The 17,420-nt window shown below is 70.5% G+C and carries 17 protein-coding genes; 11 read left to right on the top strand and 6 right to left on the bottom strand.

The window, feature by feature from the left end:
* Positions 1 to 30: 30 nt before the first annotated feature.
* On the top strand, positions 31 to 1,404 hold the full coding sequence (locus BA895_RS16585; RefSeq protein ID WP_371327735.1) for a magnesium chelatase: 1,374 nt from the start codon (positions 31 to 33) through the stop codon (positions 1,402 to 1,404).
* The gene (locus BA895_RS16580) at positions 1,401 to 3,425 is read left to right on the top strand and encodes a VWA domain-containing protein (RefSeq protein ID WP_070192995.1); all 2,025 of its coding nucleotides are present in this window, start codon (positions 1,401 to 1,403) and stop codon (positions 3,423 to 3,425) included. The genes BA895_RS16585 and BA895_RS16580 overlap by 4 nt, the downstream gene beginning before the upstream one ends.
* A gap of 36 nt (positions 3,426 to 3,461) precedes the next feature.
* Here the strand turns inward: BA895_RS16580 and BA895_RS16575 are convergent, their stop codons facing one another.
* A complete protein-coding gene (locus tag BA895_RS16575; protein ID WP_371327730.1) occupies positions 3,462 to 4,262 on the bottom strand; it encodes a spermidine synthase in 801 nt (266 codons plus the stop codon).
* The gene (locus BA895_RS16570; RefSeq protein WP_070192994.1) at positions 4,259 to 5,065 is read right to left on the bottom strand and encodes a hypothetical protein; all 807 of its coding nucleotides are present in this window, start codon (positions 5,063 to 5,065) and stop codon (positions 4,259 to 4,261) included. The genes BA895_RS16575 and BA895_RS16570 overlap by 4 nt, the downstream gene beginning before the upstream one ends.
* A 23-nt stretch (positions 5,066 to 5,088) precedes the next feature.
* On the opposite strand from BA895_RS16570, the gene BA895_RS16565 reads away from it, so the two are divergent.
* The 6 genes from BA895_RS16565 to purF all read left to right on the top strand — a co-directional run bounded on the left by BA895_RS16565 (position 5,089) and on the right by purF (position 10,160).
* Positions 5,089 to 5,985, top strand: coding sequence for an LLM class flavin-dependent oxidoreductase (locus tag BA895_RS16565; protein ID WP_070193193.1), 897 nt, complete (start codon positions 5,089 to 5,091; stop codon positions 5,983 to 5,985).
* Positions 5,986 to 6,045: 60 nt separating this feature from the next.
* A complete protein-coding gene (locus BA895_RS16560) occupies positions 6,046 to 6,426 on the top strand; it encodes a sterol carrier family protein (RefSeq protein WP_070192993.1) in 381 nt (126 codons plus the stop codon).
* Positions 6,423 to 6,659: a hypothetical protein gene (locus BA895_RS16555; RefSeq protein WP_070192992.1), complete on the top strand. Its 237-nt coding sequence runs from the start codon at positions 6,423 to 6,425 to the stop codon at positions 6,657 to 6,659. Before BA895_RS16560 ends, BA895_RS16555 begins: the two co-directional genes overlap by 4 nt.
* A gap of 117 nt (positions 6,660 to 6,776) precedes the next feature.
* Positions 6,777 to 7,952, top strand: a complete 1,176-nt coding sequence (locus BA895_RS16550; protein WP_254666521.1) for a CaiB/BaiF CoA-transferase family protein — start codon at positions 6,777 to 6,779, stop codon at positions 7,950 to 7,952.
* Positions 7,952 to 8,509: an RNA 2',3'-cyclic phosphodiesterase gene (gene thpR, locus BA895_RS16545; RefSeq protein WP_070192990.1), complete on the top strand. Its 558-nt coding sequence runs from the start codon at positions 7,952 to 7,954 to the stop codon at positions 8,507 to 8,509. Before BA895_RS16550 ends, thpR begins: the two co-directional genes overlap by 1 nt.
* 88 nt (positions 8,510 to 8,597) lie before the next feature.
* Positions 8,598 to 10,160, top strand: a complete 1,563-nt coding sequence (gene purF / locus BA895_RS16540) for an amidophosphoribosyltransferase (RefSeq protein ID WP_070193192.1) — start codon at positions 8,598 to 8,600, stop codon at positions 10,158 to 10,160.
* A gap of 54 nt (positions 10,161 to 10,214) precedes the next feature.
* Here purF and BA895_RS16535 read toward each other — a convergent pair whose 3' ends face one another.
* On the bottom strand, positions 10,215 to 11,129 hold the full coding sequence (locus BA895_RS16535; RefSeq protein ID WP_070192989.1) for a hypothetical protein: 915 nt from the start codon (positions 11,127 to 11,129) through the stop codon (positions 10,215 to 10,217).
* A 174-nt stretch (positions 11,130 to 11,303) separates the two neighbouring features.
* Between BA895_RS16535 and purM the strand changes: the two genes are divergently transcribed.
* Complete coding sequence (gene purM, locus BA895_RS16530) at positions 11,304 to 12,434, top strand: phosphoribosylformylglycinamidine cyclo-ligase (protein WP_070192988.1); 1,131 nt, start codon at positions 11,304 to 11,306, stop codon at positions 12,432 to 12,434.
* A 73-nt stretch (positions 12,435 to 12,507) separates the two neighbouring features.
* On the opposite strand, the gene BA895_RS16525 is transcribed toward purM, so the two are convergent.
* Positions 12,508 to 12,729, bottom strand: coding sequence for a DUF3073 domain-containing protein (locus BA895_RS16525; protein ID WP_070192987.1), 222 nt, complete (start codon positions 12,727 to 12,729; stop codon positions 12,508 to 12,510).
* Between the two features lie 335 nt (positions 12,730 to 13,064).
* On the opposite strand from BA895_RS16525, the gene BA895_RS16520 reads away from it, so the two are divergent.
* Positions 13,065 to 13,253 carry a BldC family transcriptional regulator gene (locus BA895_RS16520; RefSeq protein ID WP_070192986.1) on the top strand — a complete coding sequence of 63 codons (189 nt, stop codon included), beginning with the start codon at positions 13,065 to 13,067 and terminating at the stop codon, positions 13,251 to 13,253.
* A 94-nt stretch (positions 13,254 to 13,347) separates the two neighbouring features.
* Here BA895_RS16520 and BA895_RS16515 read toward each other — a convergent pair whose 3' ends face one another.
* A complete protein-coding gene (locus tag BA895_RS16515; protein ID WP_070192985.1) occupies positions 13,348 to 14,988 on the bottom strand; it encodes a CdaR family transcriptional regulator in 1,641 nt (546 codons plus the stop codon).
* 143 nt (positions 14,989 to 15,131) lie between these two features.
* Between BA895_RS16515 and BA895_RS16510 the strand changes: the two genes are divergently transcribed.
* On the top strand, positions 15,132 to 16,400 hold the full coding sequence (locus tag BA895_RS16510; protein WP_070193191.1) for an FAD-binding oxidoreductase: 1,269 nt from the start codon (positions 15,132 to 15,134) through the stop codon (positions 16,398 to 16,400).
* Here BA895_RS16510 and BA895_RS16505 read toward each other — a convergent pair.
* Positions 16,384 to 17,388, bottom strand: coding sequence for an N-acetylmuramic acid 6-phosphate etherase (locus BA895_RS16505; protein ID WP_254666520.1), 1,005 nt, complete (start codon positions 17,386 to 17,388; stop codon positions 16,384 to 16,386). The genes BA895_RS16510 and BA895_RS16505 overlap by 17 nt on opposite strands.
* Positions 17,389 to 17,420: the final 32 nt, after the last annotated feature.

Raw genomic sequence — 17,420 nt, 5'->3', positions numbered from 1 at the left:
ACGTAGCGTGAAGGGGTGACCGACGCCCCGATGATGACCACGGTCGGAGCGCTTCGCGCGTCCGGCCACCAGCAGAAGACCCTCAAGCAAGAGCTACGCGACAACCTTCTCGACGCCCTACGCGCCGGGCGCGACCCGTGGCCGGGCCTGCACGGGTTCGCCGACGACGTCGTGCCGCAGCTCGAGCGGGCCGTCATCGCCGGGCACGACGTCGTGCTGCTCGGTGAGCGCGGTCAGGGCAAGACCCGGCTGCTGCGCACTCTCGTCGGGCTGCTCGACGAATGGACGCCCGTGATCGCGGGCAGTGAGCTCGGCGAGCACCCCTACGAGCCGATCACGGCGGCATCCCGCCGTCGAGCCTTCGAGCTGGGCGACACCCTCCCCGTCGAGTGGCGCCACCGCGACGAGCGGTACGCCGAGAAGCTCGCCACCCCCGACACCAGCGTGGCCGACCTCATCGGTGACGTCGACCCGATGAAGGTGGCCGAGGGCCGTTCACTCGGTGACCCCGAGACGATCCACTTCGGTCTCATCCCGCGCTCGCACCGTGGCATCGTCGCCATCAACGAGCTGCCCGACCTCGCCGAACGCATCCAGGTCGCGATGCTCAACGTGATGGAGGAGCGCGACATCCAGATCCGTGGGTACGTGCTGCGGCTGCCGCTCGACGTGCTCGTCGTCGCGAGTGCCAACCCGGAGGACTACACCAACCGCGGCCGCATCATCACGCCCCTCAAGGACCGGTTCGGCGCCGAGATCCGTACGCACTACCCCGTGGCCCTCGAAGACGAGGTCGCCGTGATCCGGCAGGAGGCGGCGCTGGTGGCGCAGGTGCCCGACTCGCTCGTCGAGATCATCGCGCGGTTCACCCGAAACCTGCGCGGGGCCAGTGCCGTCGACCAGCGCTCGGGAGTCAGCGCCCGCTTCTCGATCGCCGCCGCCGAGACCGTTGCGGCCGCCGCTCTCCACCGGGCCACGGTTCAGGGCGAGGAGCAGGCGGTGGCGCGGGTCGTCGACCTCGAGACCGTCATCGAGGTGCTCGGCGGCAAGGTCGAGTTCGAGACCGGCGAGGAAGGCCGCGAGAAGGAGGTGCTCACCCACCTGCTGCGCACGGCGACGGCCGAGACGGTGCGTCAGCACTTCCGCGGTATCGACTTCGCCCTGCTCGTCCAAGCGATCGAGGGTGGCGCCATGGTCTCGACCGGCGCCCAGGTGGGGGCCATCGACTTCCTCACCGGCCTGCCGGTGCTGGGAGAGTCCGAGCTCTACGACGACGTCTGCGAGCGACTCGGCGCCGAGAACGACGGAGAGCGCGCCAACGCCATCGAGCTGGCCCTCGAAGGTCTCTACCTCGCTCGAAAGGTGAGCAAGGAGAGTAGCGGCGGCGAGACGGTCTACGGATGACGAGTCGCGTGAACACCCGCTACGGCCGGTACGACGGCGGCCCCGACCCACTGGCGCCACCGGTCGATCTCGCCGAGGCTCTCGATGCCATCGGCGAGGACGTGATGGCGGGCAGCTCACCCGAGCGCGCCATGCGCGAGTTCCTGCGCCGGGGCGCGATGAACCAGCAGGGTCTCGACGACCTGGCCCGACGGGTGGCCGAACGGCGACGCGAGCTGCTGCAGAAGCACAACCTCGACGGCACGATGCAGCAGGTGCGTGAGCTGCTCGACCGCGCGGTGCTCGAGGAGCGCAAGCAGCTGGCCCGCGACCTCGACGACGACGCGCGTTTCGCCGAGATGCGCATCGAGAACCTGCCAGCCTCGACGGCCGCGGCCGTGAGCGAGCTCGGCGACTACCCGTGGCGCTCGTCGCAGGCCCGCGCCGACTACGAGCAGATCAAGGACCTGCTCGGGCGCGAGATGCTCGACCAGAGGTTCGCCGGCATGAAGCAGGCGCTCGAGAACGCCACTGACGCCGACCGAGCCGCCGTCAACGAGATGCTGAAAGACCTCAACGCACTGCTGGAGGCGCACCGGCTCGGTGAGCCCACCGACGAGCAGTTCGCTGACTTCATGAACAAGCATGGGGACTTCTTTCCGGACCAGCCCCAGAACATCGACGAGCTGCTCGACTCGCTGGCGGCCCGAGCCGCTGCCGCCCAACGGATGCGCAACTCGATGACGCAGGAGCAACGCGACGAGCTCGACGCCTTGGCGCAGCAGGCCTTCGGCTCGCCCGACCTGATGCAGTCGCTGGGCCAGCTCGACGACAACCTGCAGGCACTGCGGCCCGGTGAGGACTGGGGGTCGGGCGAGTCGTTCGAAGGTGAACAGGGCCTCGGCCTGGGCGACGGCACGGGTGTGCTGCAAGACCTCGCCGATCTCGACCAGCTCGCCGACCAGCTCTCGCAGAGCTACGACGGGGCTCGGATGGACGATGTCGACCTCGACAAGCTGGCGCGTCAGCTCGGCGACGAGGCGGCCGTCGACGCCCGCACCCTGGCCGCGCTCGAGAAGGCTCTGCGTCAGAGCGGGCTGCTGAAGCGCAGCTCCGACGGCCAGCTCAAGCTCTCGCCGAAGGCCATGCGTCAGCTCGGCAAGGCGCTGCTCAAAGACGTGGCCGAGCGGCTGTCGGGTCGAGCCGGCCAGCGCGACCAGCGCCAGGCCGGTGCTGCCGGCGAGCTCAGCGGAGTCACCCGGGAGTGGGCGTTCGGCGACACCGAACCGTGGGACGTCACGCGCACCGTGACCAATGCCGTGCTGCGCACCGTGGGTGAAGGGGGGAGCGCCGCCCGTGGGGTGCGGCTGAACATCCGCGACGTCGAGGTCACCGAGACCGAGGCGCGCACCCAGGCCGCTGTCGCGCTGCTGGCCGACACCTCGTTCTCGATGGCGATGGACGGCCGGTGGGTGCCGATGAAACGCACCGCTTTGGCTCTTCACCACCTGATCCGATCGCGCTTCCGCGGCGACCACCTGCAGCTGATCGGCTTCGGGCGCAACGCCCAGGTCATGGACATCGAGGAGCTGACCGCTCTCGACGCGCAGTACGAGAAGGGCACCAACCTTCACCACGCCCTGCTGCTCGCCAACCGGCACTTCCGCAAGCATCCCAACGCCCAGCCCGTGCTGCTCATCGTCACCGACGGCGAGCCGACCTCCCACCTCGAGCCCGACGGCGAGACCTGGTTCGACTACCCGCCGCACCCGCTGACCATCGCCCACACGATCCGTGAGCTCGACGCGTCGCACCGCCTCGGGGCCAAGGTCTCGTTCTTCCGCCTCGGCGACGACCCCGGGCTGGCCCGTTTCATCGACCAGCTCGCGCACCGGGTCGACGGGCGCGTCGTGGCCCCCGAGCTCGACGATCTCGGTGCGGCCGTCGTCGGCAGCTACCTCGGCTCACGCGGCCCCAGCTCGAGAGGCGGCTACGGTTCCAGCCCCCGAGACTGGTCCGGCGGCCGCAGCTCCTGGGTCTGAGTCAGGTCTGAACGGCGTGACCGGTGGCCACGCCCCTCAGCGCACCCGCCAGCGGCCGGCATCCGGTGGCACGGGGCTTCGGGCCGCGTCGTCGACGAAGGGCTTCGCCCCGGCGGCGAGCCGCTCGAGCGCCGTTCCCTCTCGGATCCCGGTCGGGAGGTGAGCCCGGGCCACATCGCGACGCAGCCGCTCCAGCGGGAGGGGCTGCCGGCTGGCGACCACGACGGAGTTGCCGAACCGCTTGCTCTTGAGCACCTCGTGGGTGGCGATCAGCGCCACGTGCGGCAGGCTGAGCCGCACGGTCGCGAGCACCCTTGATACGTAATGCATCCCGGGTTCGTCGGCAAGGTTCCAGAGCGCGAGGCCATCGTTGCGCAGTACCCGAGCGACATCGAGCACGTAGGCCGCTGAGCTCAGTTCCGCCGGAACCCGCCCATCGGCGTAGGCGTCGGTGACGACGACGTCGGCGGACGAACCGGCGAGGGCGGCCACGCCGGACCGGCCGTCAACCTCTCGAACCCTGATGCGGTGACGACGAGGGAGGGGAATCTCCTTGCGCACCAATGCGGTCAGCTCGGCGTCGGGTTCGAGCACGATCTGGGTCGAGCCCGGCCTCGTCGCCTCGACGTAGCGCGGCAGGGTGAGCCCGGCCCCACCGACGTGGGTGACGCCGAGCGGCCCGGCGGGTAGTGCGTCGAGGGCGAGGGCAAGGTGCTGCACGTACTCGAAGACGAGCAGGGTGGGGTCGCTCTGCTGCACGTGCGACTGCGGCGAGCCATCCATGACGACGGTGACACCGCCTCGGTCGTCGCGGTCGAACCGGATGCGGTCGGTCACGCGAGCCCCTGCCCTGCGGTGTCGGTGCGGAGCACCCGTTCCTCGCCGTAGCGCTGGAAGCCGAGCAGGCGCAGGATCGGTGACGACGTTTCGACGAGCCCGTGGGTGAGCCCGAGGGTCGCCCCCGCCGCTGCGGCCGTGGTCAGACGCGCCTCGAGCACCGCGCGGTAGGCGCCTCGACCTCGCCACGACGTGTGCGTGCACCCGCCCCAGAGGCGGCACACCCCGTCGACGACTCCCCCCCCGCCCGCTCCGGCGGGCGCGCCCTCGATGTACGCCACGAACCGCCCGACCGAGTCGTCGACGCGGCCGACCGCCAGCTCGCTCAGGCCGTCGGCGATCTGGTCCGTCGTCGGCTCGTGGCTGCCGAAGGCGTCGTGTTCGACGACGTAGACGTCACGCAAGGTCTGCTCATCCAGCACCCGGCGCACCGAGACGTCGTCAGGGACCCGGATGTCGGGCCAGCGGTGCTCGAGCGGGAGGGCCAGCACGTCCGTGCGTTCGGTCAGCACCGCCCCCCGAGCGACCAGCTCGGCCTCGAGGCCGCCCGGTCGGGTCTGGTCCGACAGGCGCCACCACAGCTGCTCGCGACCCAGGCTCAGCGCGGCCCGGCCGATCTCGTCGACGAGCTCGGCGGCATCCCGCTCAGAGCCGAACACCCGGGCCACGGCCGTCTGCAGGAACCACTCCGGGTAGGCCACGACGAGGTACTCGTCGGTGCGAACGACCGGCGCTGCCTCGGGCACCCACACCCATTCGTTGGAGGCGGCGAGCACGGCCCCTGCGTCCCAGTTGCGTGTCACAGGAACAGGCTACGGTCGACACCATGCGATTCGGAGTGACGATCCTGCCCGAGCACACGTGGTCGGTGGCTGGCCCGATCTGGCGTGAGGCCGAGGCCATGGGGTTCGACCACGGCTGGACCTTCGATCACATCACGTGGGGTGGGCTTCCTGAATCTCCTTGGTTCGCGGCTGTCCCGACCCTGGTGGCGGCGGCTGCGGTCACCGATCGGATGCAGCTCGGAACCTTCGTGTCGTCACCGAACAACCACCACCCCGTGCAGTTCATGCGCGAGGTGCTCGCACTGGACGACATCTCGGATGGCCGCTTCCTGCTCGGCATCGGCACCGGGGGCGACCTCGACGCGCGGGTCATGGGCGATGACCTCTCGCTCAAAGACCGCGTCGCCCGGTTTCACGAGTTCACCGACCTGCTCGACCGGCTGCTCTCGAGCGACCACGTCGACCACGACGGACGCTTCTACGCCGCCCGAGACGTGCGTACCCTTCCTGGCCCGGTTCGCGGCACTACGGGCGCCCCACGAGTGCCGCTCATCATCGCCGCCAACGGCCCGAAGTCGATCCGGCTCGCCGCTGAGCGGGGCGACGCCTGGCTGACCGTCGGCGGCCGAGCCGAAACCGACGCCGACTGGTGGCAGCTCATCGGCGGCCTCGGCGACGCGATGACCGATGCGCTTCAAGCTGCCGGCGCCGAGCGGCAGCCGGACCACGTCTTCGCCCGCTACCTCAACCTCGACTCGGCCCCCACCTACGCGCTCAGCAGTGTGGGGGCCTTCGAGGATGCCGTCGGGCGGGCCGCCGGGCTCGGCTTCACCGACGTGATCGTCCCCTGGCCGCGACCCGACGGTCCGTTCGCGGGCAGTCGGGCGGTGCTCGACAGCGTGGTCAGCGATGTGCTGCCGAGGTGGCGCAGCCGCTGACCGAACCGTGCGGGCCGACGAGTGCGCTCTGCGTGCCACCTGCCCGGCTAACCTGGCGGGATGCCGCCTCGCAGACGCACGCCGGTCGCCGACGGGCTCGCCGCCCTCGAGGCGTGCCGGGCCGCCGCCTGGGCGGCCGACCGGTCCACCACCGGCACCGCGGTCCGCTTCACCCTCGAGGAGCTGGCCACCACGGCGCCGGGGCGAACCGTCGAGGTGCGGGTGCCGCCGTACGGGGCCGTGCAGTGCATCGAGGGGCCGGTGCACACCCGTGGCACACCGCCCAACGTCATCGAGACGGATGCCGTTACGTGGCTCGAGCTGGTCACCGGCCAGCTCGCGTGGGAGCAGGCGGTGGCCGACGCCCGGGTGCGGGCCAGTGGGCAGCGCGCCCACCTCGACGGACTCATTCCGCTCACATCGCTTACGATGGGTATGTGAGTCGTGACCTGCCCCGAGTCCCCAACTTCAAGCGTCTTCTGATCGGCGGAGCCATCATCGGCATCGTCATCGGGGTGATCGTCAGCGTTCTCGGCGACGAGGCGCAGGGATACTCCGAGACGAGCGCAGCCCTCTACCTCGGGGCCCTCGGGGCCATGTTCGGGCTGGCGCTCGCCGCCCTGCTCGGCATCACGCTCGACTGGTCGGGGCGCCGGAGCGAGTCACGTCGCTGAGCTCGTGCCCTCAGTGGTCTCGCTGAACCGTGGTCTCGCTAAATCGTGGTCTCGCTGAACCGATACCAGGGCCCTCGCCGCTGACCGACGATGGATGGGCGTCGATACGCTGAGCTGGTGACGTCACCAGGTACCGAGGCCCTCCGGCAGGGCCCACTGCGTGGGGTTCGGGTGGTCGAGCTCGCCGGTCTCGGGCCGGGCCCCTTCGCCGCGATGCTGTTGGCCGACCTGGGCGCCGACGTCGTGCGCATCGACCGACCGGGCACGACCGGCCTTCCCGTGCCGATGCCGCCCGAGGTCGACCTCCTGCGTCGAGGTCGGCCGTCGGTGGCGCTCGACCTCAAGCACCCTGAGGGAATCGCCACGGCCCAGGCGCTCATCGCCCGAGCCGACGTGCTCATCGAGGGCTTTCGGCCCGGGGTGGCCGAACGGCTGGGGCTCGGTCCCGACGAGTGCCTAACCGCCAATCCGCGACTTGTGTACGGGCGGATGACTGGATGGGGCCAGCACGGGCCGCTGTCGCAGTCGGCCGGTCACGACATCACCTATCTCGCCATCACCGGTGCGCTGAGCGCCATCGGGCGCGCGGGTGGCCCGCCGCAGGTGCCACTCAACCTGGTCGGCGACTTCGGGGGTGGGGCGCTCTACCTGGTCGCCGGGGTGCTCGCCGCCCTGCTCGAGGCGCGCTCAAGCGGCGAGGGGCAGGTCGTCGACGCCGCGATCGTCGACGGCACGGCCCACCTCTCCACGATGCTCACCGGCCTCGTCTCGGCCGGGCTCTGGTCGCAGGCCCGCGGTACGAACCTGTTCGACACCGGCGCCCCCTTCTACGACGTCTACGAGACGGCCGACGGGGGCTGGATGGCCGTCGGCCCCCTCGAGACGATGTTCTATGCCGAGATGGTCGACCGGCTCGAGATCGCCGACCGCGCCCCGGCCGACCACCTCGACCCGCGGCAGTGGCCGCTGCTTCGCCGGCTGTTGGCCGAGGCCTTCAGTGGACGCACGCGTGACGACTGGACCGCTCTTTTCGAAGGCACCGACGCGTGCGTGTCACCCGTGCTGTCGTACGCCGAGGCCCCCGAGCACTCGCACCTCGCGGCCCGTGGCACCTATGTCGAGCACCACGGCGTCGTGCAACCCGCCCCCGCGCCGCGGTTCTCGCGCACACCGGGCGCCCTGAGCTCCCCGCCACCGCTGCGGGCCGGAGCCGACACCCGGGCCGCCCTCGAGGCGTGGGGCATCACCGACGTCGACGCGTTGCTCGCGTCGGGAGGAGCGGTGCAGACCTGATGCGCCTCTTCGTAGCCGTCGTGCCTCCCGACGATGTCGTCGAACACCTCGCCGAGCACCTCGAGCCACGCGTCGAGGCGGGCCCCGACCTGCGGTGGGCCGGCCGCGACCAGTGGCACGTCACGCTCGCTTTTCTCGGGGCGGTGAACGATCGTCGCTTTGACGAGCTCACCGAGGCTATCGCTGCCTCGGCCGGTCGCCGCGAGCCGCAGCTGCTGCGGGTGGCCGGCGCCGGCGCCTTCCCCAACCCGTACGCAGCGCGCGTGCTCTGGGCCGGTGTCGAGACCGTCGAGGGCGACCTCGACACGGTGGCGAGCGGCATCCGCACGGCGTGCAGCTCGGTGGGGGCCACCCCTGACGGCACCCGCTTCCGGCCCCACCTGACCCTGGCCCGGTTCGGTCACCTGACCGAGGCGACCCGGTGGATCCGTGCCCTCGATCCCTACCGGGGGCCGCAGTGGCGCGCCGAGCACGTCAGCCTCATCGAGTCGCACCTGGGTGAGAGTCGTGGGCGGCGACCCCGCTACGAGGTGCTGGCCGAGTTTCCGCTCGGGTGAGCCGCGAGCGCTCGGATGCCGGGCTCGGATGCCGTGAGCGGCCGTGCACACGTCGGCCCCCCACGGGTTCGTGTGGGAGACTCACAGCGTGCTACCTGGCGACGGCCGACTGAACCATGACCTCCTTCCCGGCGAGAAGGGCCCCCAGGACGCCTGCGGTGTCTTCGGTGTCTGGGCCCCCGGTGAGGAGGTCGCGAAGCTGACCTACTTCGGGCTGTACGCGTTGCAGCACCGCGGTCAGGAGTCGGCGGGCATCGCCACCGGAGACGGCGAGAAGATCCTCGTCTACAAGGACATGGGCCTGGTGTCGCAGGTGTTCAACGAGCGGGCGCTGAGCTCGCTGCGGGGGCACCTGGCGATCGGGCACACGCGCTACTCCACCACCGGCGGCTCGACGTGGGAGAACGCGCAGCCCACCCTCGGCGGCAGCGAGCACGGCACCCTGGCGCTCGCCCACAACGGCAACCTGACCAACACGGCCGAGCTCAAGGCCCTCGTCGACGAGCACTTCGGCGGCACCCGGGTCACCGGCGAGCTGGCCCGCGGCAACACCTCCGACACGGCGCTGGTCACGACGCTGCTCTCCGCCGACCCCGACAAGACGCCCGAGCAGGCCGCGCTCGAGCTGTTCCCGAAGCTGCGTGGCGCCTTCTCCTTCGTCTTCATGGACGAGAACACCCTGTACGCCGCCCGCGACCCGTGGGGCGTGCGACCACTGGCCCTCGGGCGCCTCGAACGCGGCTGGGTCGTCGCCTCCGAGACGGCCGCGCTACAGACGATCGGCGCCGCGGTGATCCGCGAGGTCGAGCCGGGCGAGCTCATCGTCATCGACGAGAACGGGTTGCGCACCCACCAGTTCGCCGAGCCCCAGCCCAAGGGCTGCGTCTTCGAGTACGTCTACCTGGCCCGCCCGGACGCCGTCATCGGTGGCCGTGTCGTGCACGAGGCGCGCGTCGAGATGGGGGCGGTGCTGGCCCGTGAGCACCCCGTCGATGCCGACCTCGTCATCGGGGTCCCCGAGTCGGGCGTGCCCGCGGCGGTGGGCTACTCGCAGGAGTCCGGCATCCCGTTCGGGCAGGGTTTCGTCAAGAACGCCTACGTCGGGCGCACCTTCATCCAGCCCTCCCAGACGCTGCGGCAGCTCGGCATCCGGCTCAAGCTCAACGCGCTCGAGCACACGATCCGCGGCAAGCGGCTCGTGGTGGTCGACGACTCGATCGTGCGAGGCAACACGCAGCGCGCGCAGATCCGGATGCTGCGCGAGGCCGGGGCCGCCGAGATCCACGTGCGCATCAGCAGCCCGCCCGTGAAGTGGCCGTGCTTCTACGGCATCGACTTCGCGACCCGGGCCGAGCTCGTCGCGAACGGCCTGGGGGTCGAGGAGATCCGGGCCTCGATCGGCGCCGACTCGCTCGGCTACATCTCCGAGGCCGGCATGATCGAGGCCACGAACCAGGGCGCCGACCGGCTCTGCTCGGCGTGCTTCACCGGCAGCTACCCGATCGAGCTTCCCGAGGACGGTCAGATGGGCAAGCACCTGCTCGAGACCCTGCCCCTGACCGTGCGCACCGGCCACGACCGGTCGGTCGACGTCGACGGCGTCACGACCGGCGTCGGTACCGGCGGCGCGGGAGCCCTCGACCACCCCTAAGTCCCGACCCTTCCCTTCGGTTCGAGGTATTCGGCGACCGCATGTGGTCGTCGGTCACCTCGAATGAGTGCGGATGCCGCGCTCTACCTGGTCCATGAACTCGTTCTCGTGCAGGCGGAGCCCGATGAGGTCGATGCGAAGCACCCGGTCGTTCCGGAGGGTCACCTCGTTGCGACTCAGGTTGTCAGCGCTGACGTTCAGCGCCTCACGATGCTGGGAGCCGTCGATCTCCACCACCAACCGCGACTCGCTCCAGCGCACGTCGAGGTAGACGCGCCCTCGGGGGCCACGTCGAACCTTCTGCCGCACGGGCTCGGGTAGCCTGCGTGCTCGACACAGTCGGGCGAAGTTGAGTTCACCCAGCGACTGAACCCCGTCGATGGCATCAGCGATGACCGTCCTGACGAAACGTCGCCGCTTTCGGCCGCGCAGCTGTCCTGAGACCTCGAGCAGCTGCAGCGGGGTGGCGAGCCGCTGCTGAACGACCATGAGCAGAATGAGGGCCGCCTGCCGATCGGTTCGGGCCCAGAACGCCGCTCGGAGCGCGGCAACGGCTGGCCGCGTGCGCGGGATACCGCTGAGATAAAGCTCGTCGGGCAGGCGTCGGATCACCTTGTGCAGGTGGGTGCCTGACAGCTTCTTCACGGATGCCGTGTGCACGACGGAAACGTGGATGACCTCGTCGTCGTAGTGTCGCAGGCCGGCCACCTGGAGAGCGGTGACCCCGTCGATGACGGCGACTCCGATGCCGGTTTCCCAGATGGCCCGCCATCGGTTGGCCTCGACTCCCAGGGGGCCGTTGTGGACCGCCACCGTCTGCAGGCCGTGGCAGCGCCAGCGACCGGCTCGGATCTCGGTGCGGACGTCGACGTACGACAGGCCCAACCGGGCCAGTGACTCTCTCGAGAGCACACCGTCCGTCGTCGAGGCTGCCGTGCCGGCGAGTTGACGCCGTTCAGGTCCAGTCATCGAGCCAGCCTCGGACGGATGCCGCTGCCTGGGGCAGTGTCAGAGTGGCGAGTGTGGACAGGGGCATTTCGCTCCTGGGGGTGTGCATAAACGGTTCGAGGTATTCAGCGAGCAGATGCGGTCGCGGAATACCTCGAATCGGGGGTGAGGGTGGGGCGCCGGTAGGGTTGTGACGTGACGAACCAGCCGATCACCTATGCCACTGCCGGGGTCGACGTCGAGGCCGGTGACAAGGCGGTCGAGCTGATGAAGGCGTCGGTGCGCCGGGCCACCCGTCCGGAGGTCATCGGGGGCCTGGGCGGCTTCGCCGGTCTCTTCGACGCCAGTGCGCTCGCCCGGATGACCCGCCCCGTGCTGGCCACCTCCACCGACGGCGTCGGCACCAAGGTCGCCATCGCGCAGGCCCTCGACAAACACGACACGATCGGCTTCGACCTGGTCGGCATGGTCGTCGACGACATCGTCGTCTGTGGGGCCGAACCGCTCTTCATGACCGACTACATCGCCACCGGCAAGGTCGTGCCAGAGCGCATCGCCGCCATCGTCGGAGGCATCGCCAGAGCGTGCGAGGAGGTCGGGGTGGCGCTCGTGGGCGGTGAGACGGCCGAGCATCCCGGGCTGCTCGAGCCCGACGAGTACGACGTGGCCGGTGCCGCCACCGGTGTCGTCGAGTATGCCGCCATGCTCGGTCCGCAGCGAGTGGCCGACGGTGACGTCGTGGTCGCCCTCGCCAGCAGCGGGCTGCACAGCAACGGCTACAGCCTGGTGCGGCGGGTGGTCGCCAGCGCGGGCTGGTCGCTCGACCGCCACGTCGACGACTTCGGACGCAGCCTCGGTGAGGAGCTGCTTGAACCGACCCGTCTCTACACCCGGCCGCTGCTCGACTTGATCGCCACCCCGGGCGTTGAGGTGCACGCTCTCAGCCACGTGACCGGGGGAGGGCTGGCGGCCAACCTGGCTCGCGTGCTCCCGTCGGGAACCTTCGCGCGGCTCGACCGCTCGACCTGGTCACCGCCCGCGGTCTTTGCCGCGGTGGCCGAACTCGGGCGGGTGCCCCGCAGCGACCTCGAGCGCACGTTGAACCAGGGCATCGGCTTCGTCGTCGTGCTGCCGGCCGAACAGGCCGAGCGTGCCGTCGAGCTCGCGGGGGCGCACGGCATCCCGGCCTGGCTGCTGGGCGAGGTCACCACCGTGCAGCGCGCTCACGACGAACGCCTCGTGGCGACCGACACCGAGATCGTCCAGGGCGCCAAGGGCGTCGCGGGCGGTTCGGTGCAGGTCGTCGGCGAGCATCCCGAACGCTGATCAGCGCAACGGGTACCACCGACCGAGTGGGAGCACTCGGCGCACGGGGAGAGCGGTGTGGGTCAGGGCGAGCTCACCGCTCGCCCGAGGCCCACTTTCCGTATTCGTCGTACTCGTCGTCATCGACCGACCGCGACGTGCTGCTGTCACGGTCACGCGGTGGCGGCGTGATCAACGGACCGTTCGACGGGTTGTGAAGCTCTCGCTCCAACGCGCTCAAGTCCGTATCAGGTGTGTAGTACTTGAGCTGCCGTGCGACCTTGGTCTGCTTGGCTTTGGCTCGGCCGCGCCCCATGGCGTGACCCCCTCGTGCGTCGTGCCGGCGCGGCATCGCTCTTCGAAGAACCATAGGCTCTTCGATTTCCGCGTAGCGGCCCCGGGAATGTGTGTGATCTCGTGGGCCTCACGCTACATGAGCCGGGCGGCAGTTGTGCACGCGGATGATGTCCAGATCTTGCGGTGGTGGCGGATCCGAGGCCCACAACGGGGTGCGACACGCCGTCCGTATGAGAGTTTTCAACGGTTTGCCCTCAGGAACGAGCGCCGGACTTTACTATTTGTTTACTGGTCTCCCCTTCCGGAGGCCTTGCGTGTCGCAGCACATGTGACAGGGCGGTGGGGAAATTGACAATGACTCAGGATCGACCCGAGACGGAGAAGTTGCTGACTCCTGCCGAGGTGGCGGCGCTCTTCCGTGTCGACCCGAAGACGGTGACCCGGTGGGCCAAGGCAGGGAAGCTGACTTCGATCAGAACCCTCGGCGGACACCGGCGATACCGAGAGAACGAGGTTCGTGCTCTCCTTGCCGGGGGGCAGTAGAACCTACCTCGGCGCAGCAGTATCTGCGAGAAGGGCGCTTGGGGGCGCCCTTCTCGCATGTTGTGTTGTCGGCTCGTGCCCTTTCGTGCCCCTTCTAGTGCCCCAGCGCGCGCAGCTGTAGGCGCACGGCCAGCCGAGTCTCCGGATCGTGCAGGTCGAGCTCGACGATCTCGCCCAACCGTTGCAGTCGGTACCGCAGAGTGTTGGGGTGCACATGGATGCCGGCCGCCGCCGAGCGCGGGTCGCCCGGATGGTCGAGCCAGGCCGCGATGGTCTGGGCGTAGGCGGTGTCGTGGGCCGTGTCGTGGGCAGCGATCTGCCGCACCGGCCCGATGAGCTCATCGACCCGCAAGGCCGCCACGCAGCGGGCTGCGGTGATCGGGGCCCAGGCCTGCTCGAGAGTGCGCGCCGTTCCCGTCACCCGCCCCGACTCGCGCAGGTGGTGCACCTCGAGGGCTTCTCGACGTGACCGGTCCAGCTCGACAGGGCGCCCGGCGGGGGCGCCGGCGCTGGCCGTGGCTGGAGCCTGCCCTGCGGTGGTTGCCGCGGTCACCTCCTCGACGACGGCCTGCAGCCACCCCCACGTTCCGGGCGTCGTCGTCGCGCTGGTGGAGTCGGTGACGAGAGCCAGCACCAGGCCGTCGTGCACGGCGAGCAGCGGCTGACGCCACGAGCGACGCCGGGCGGCCGACTCCCACAGGTCGACGCGCGTCTCGACCCCGTCGCCCGGTGAGTCGGCCGGCGTGGTCATCGAGGCTGCGGCCGGTCCACCATCCAGCACGACGACCCGCCAGGGGCCGGCCGGCAGCCACGCCTCGACCCCTTCGACCTGACCGGTGAGGGCGGCGCGCAGCCGGTCGGCCGCCACCCGCCGAGAGAGCTCGGTCTGCGACCGCAGACGCAGCAGGTGCAGGGCCACGACGGATGCCGTCTGGCGAAGCGACCGCACCACGGCGGGGTCGGGTCGGGCCTCGACGACGATCCAGATCGACCCGAGCCACTCGTTGCCGGCCCGCACCGGGATCACGAGTCGTGGCTTGAGGTCACCGTCTGCGGGCACGTAGACCGGCTCGTCGGAGCGGGCCAACCGACGGAAGACGCCGCGACCGCGAAGGCTGGTGAGCACGGCATCCGGCACCTTGCGCCCGACGATCGTCGAGAGCCGGATCGGGTCGGCGACGTCCTGACGCGTCGAGTGGGCCAGCACCCGAGACGCGGTGTCTTCGATGGTGACCGGAGCGTCGACGAGAGCCGCGCACGCGTCGGCGAGCGAGAAGAGCTCGTCGTGGACCGGTCCATCCGACACCAGGGCAGAGCCGGTCGCAGCCTGGTCGAACACGCCCCGGAGCAGCCACACCATGTGAGCCCACGACGCATGGTCGGCGAGCTCGACGAGAGTGATCCGAAGCCGCCTGGCCGTCGCCCGGACCGGGCGCTGGCGAGCAGTCGCCCGGCGCAGCACGACGGCACCGCTACCGACCCTGGCGGCCGCCTCGAGGAGTGCGCTCGCGGCCTCGGGCGACTCGATGCCGACCCCGAGCAGGAGGTCGCCCGCCTGACCGAACACCCCGGCGCCCGGTTCGGCCAGGGTGAGGTCGTCGACCTCGGGGCCCACCCCCGCCACGACGATGCGCAGCAGACCACCCCCGAGGGCGCCGACGACGTCGGTCACGGCGAGCCCGCGGGGGACCGCGGCTTGGGTAGGGGGGCTCGCTGTGGCACGGGTCGACGGCATCAGACCATGATGCGCCTGCTTGTGCTCAGAGAACAAGACACAGAGAATTCTTTGTCTGAGCAGCAACAGGGGTGAGGGTCTGAGCTGGGCCACCATGGAGGTAACAGAGCATGCCCCCGTCGCAGAAGAAGGTCGAGCCACCCATGTCAGCTGTCACCCCCTCCGGTCACCCGGCCCCCCAGCGCGTCGCCGTCGTCGGCGCGGGCATGGTCGGGCTCGCGACGGCCTGGTTCCTGCAGGAGCGCGGTGTCGAGGTGACCGTCATCGACCGTGACGGCGTGGCCGCCGGGGCGTCGTGGGGCAACGCGGGCTGGCTGACACCGGGCATCGCCACTCCGCTGCCCGAGCCCGCCGTGCTCAAGTACGGCCTGCGCGCGGTGCTGAGCCCGAGCTCGCCCGTCTACGTGCCACCGAGCGCCAACCCCGACTTCCTCAAGTTCGTGACCGGCTTCACCCGGCACAGCACGATGAAGGCGTGGAAGCGCGCGATGGGTTCGCTCGTGCCCGTCAACGACCTGTCGCTGGCCAGCTTCGACCTGCTGCGCGACGGTGGCGTCGACGCCGAGACCTATGAGGCGAAGTCGTTCACCGCCGCCTACCGCACCGCCGCCGAGCGTCAGACGCTGCTCGAGGAGATCGAGCACATCCACGCCTCCGGTGGCGACATCGCCTTCGACGTGCTCACCGGCGACGAGGCTCGCGCCATCGAGCCGGCGCTCTCCGAGAGCATCGGCGCGGCGATCGTGCTGCACGGCCAGCGGTTCATCAACCCCGGCGTCTACGTCAACGCGCTCGCCGACTCCGTCATCGCGCGGGGCGGGAAGATCGTCACCGGCGGCGCCGTCACCGGTCTGCGCGACATCGGCTCCGGCGTGGTCGTGTCGACCGACACCGGCGCCGACGAGACCTACGACCAGGTCGTCGTCGCCACCGGCGCCTGGCTCGGCAAGCTCGCCCGTGAGTTCGGCGTCAAGCGCGTCGTCCAGGCCGGTCGCGGCTACAGCTTCAGCGTCGCCGTCGACGACCTCCCCAACGGCCCGGTCTACTTCCCGGCCGCCCGGGTGGCCTGCACGCCCGTCGGCGACCGGCTTCGCGTGGCCGGCATGATGGAGTTTCGCAAGCCGGGTGCCAAGCTCGACCAGCGCCGCATCGAGGCCATCGTCGACTCGGCCCGCCCGCTGCTGCAGGGCGCCGACCTCGACCACCGGCAAGACGAGTGGGTCGGTTCTCGCCCCTGCACCGTCGACGGCCTGCCGCTCATCGGCGCCACCCGCAGCTCGCGGGTCTTCGTCGCGGGTGGCCACGGCATGTGGGGCATCACCCTCGGCCCGGTCACCGGCCGCCTGCTCGCCGAGCAGATGGTCACGGGCACCGCGCCGTCGCAGCTGGCCCCGTTCAACCCCCTGCGCTGACGCCTCGCCCGCCGGGCGCCTTGTGAGCTGATGGCCACTGGGCCCCACCCAGCCCTGACAGCCCCGACAGCCCCGACAATGCCGCTGCGACCGACCCGTGGTGCTCGTCGATGGCCAGGCGGGCCGCGGCGACCTCGACCCCGGCGAGCATCGACAGCAGCGCCGGCTTGAGCTCACCGTTCGCGGCATCGAGAGCACGCCTCGCCTCAACCTCACCCGCGCCGGTGGCCTCGCGCAGGATGCGCAGCACGCGCCCCCTCAGCTTGGCGTTCGTCGAGACGACGTCGACCATGAGGTTGCTCCAGGTGCGACCGAGCCGGATCATCACGGCGGTCGAGAAGGCGTTGAGCACCAGCTTCTGTGCCGTGCCCGCCTTGAGCCGGGTGGAGCCGGTCAGTGCCTCCGGGCCGGTGCGCACCGCGAGCAGGTGGTCGGCGAGCCCAGCCAGAGTGGCTCCCGGGTTCGCCGTGACGAGGGCGGTGACGGCCCCGCGCTCGCGAGCCCGCTGCAACGCACCCGCCACGAAGGGAGTGCGACCGGATGCCGTGAGCCCGATCGCGATGTCGCCCGGCTGAAGGCTGCTCGCCTCTGCAGCCCCCTGGCCGGCGTCGTCCTCCACGTTCTCGACGGCGTTGACCAGCGCTTCGGCACCGCCGGCATGGTGGGCCACGAACAGGCCGGCGGGAACATTGAACGTGGGTCGCAGCTCAGCCGCATCCAGCACGGCGAGCCGGCCCGAGGTGCCGGCCCCGAAGTAGTGCACTGCGCCCCCTGCCCGCAGCGAGTCGACGGCCCGGTCGACGAGGCGGCTCAGCTCGGGCAGAACCTCTCGCACGGCGCCGGCCACGGTCGCGTCCTCGTCGTTGAGGGCCAACAGCACATCGAGCGAGCTGTAGGTGTCGATCGACGTCGTGCCCGGGTGTCGCTCCTCGGTGGGGGCCTCGACGTTCACCTCGATGCTGATACCGGTACCGCTCTCGGTGGTCACCAGGGCTGCTCCTTCGGTCGTCGCGTTGGTCG

The sequence above is a fragment of the Humibacillus sp. DSM 29435 genome, from assembly GCF_001758225.1.
Taxonomy (GTDB): Bacteria; Actinomycetota; Actinomycetes; order Actinomycetales; family Dermatophilaceae; genus DSM-29435.
Note: the sequence above shows the minus strand (reverse complement) of the source record. Positions and strands in the feature narration are given on the sequence as shown.

What these genes read in the sequence shown, in the direction of transcription:
- BA895_RS16580 (WP_070192995.1), top strand. Translation starts at nt 1,401, where the DNA reads ATGACGAGTCGCGTGAACACCCGCTACGGCCGGTACGACGGCGGCCCC.
- BA895_RS16510 (WP_070193191.1), top strand. Translation starts at nt 15,132, where the DNA reads ATGTCAGCTGTCACCCCCTCCGGTCACCCGGCCCCCCAGCGCGTCGCC.
- BA895_RS16565 (WP_070193193.1), top strand. Translation starts at nt 5,089, where the DNA reads ATGCGATTCGGAGTGACGATCCTGCCCGAGCACACGTGGTCGGTGGCT.
- BA895_RS16520 (WP_070192986.1), top strand. Translation starts at nt 13,065, where the DNA reads ATGACTCAGGATCGACCCGAGACGGAGAAGTTGCTGACTCCTGCCGAG.
- BA895_RS16560 (WP_070192993.1), top strand. Translation starts at nt 6,046, where the DNA reads ATGCCGCCTCGCAGACGCACGCCGGTCGCCGACGGGCTCGCCGCCCTC.
- BA895_RS16515 (WP_070192985.1), bottom strand. Translation starts at nt 14,988, where the DNA reads ATGCCGTCGACCCGTGCCACAGCGAGCCCCCCTACCCAAGCCGCGGTC.
- BA895_RS16585 (WP_371327735.1), top strand. Translation starts at nt 31, where the DNA reads ATGATGACCACGGTCGGAGCGCTTCGCGCGTCCGGCCACCAGCAGAAG.
- BA895_RS16535 (WP_070192989.1), bottom strand. Translation starts at nt 11,129, where the DNA reads ATGACTGGACCTGAACGGCGTCAACTCGCCGGCACGGCAGCCTCGACG.
- thpR (WP_070192990.1), top strand. Translation starts at nt 7,952, where the DNA reads ATGCGCCTCTTCGTAGCCGTCGTGCCTCCCGACGATGTCGTCGAACAC.
- BA895_RS16525 (WP_070192987.1), bottom strand. Translation starts at nt 12,729, where the DNA reads ATGGGGCGCGGCCGAGCCAAAGCCAAGCAGACCAAGGTCGCACGGCAG.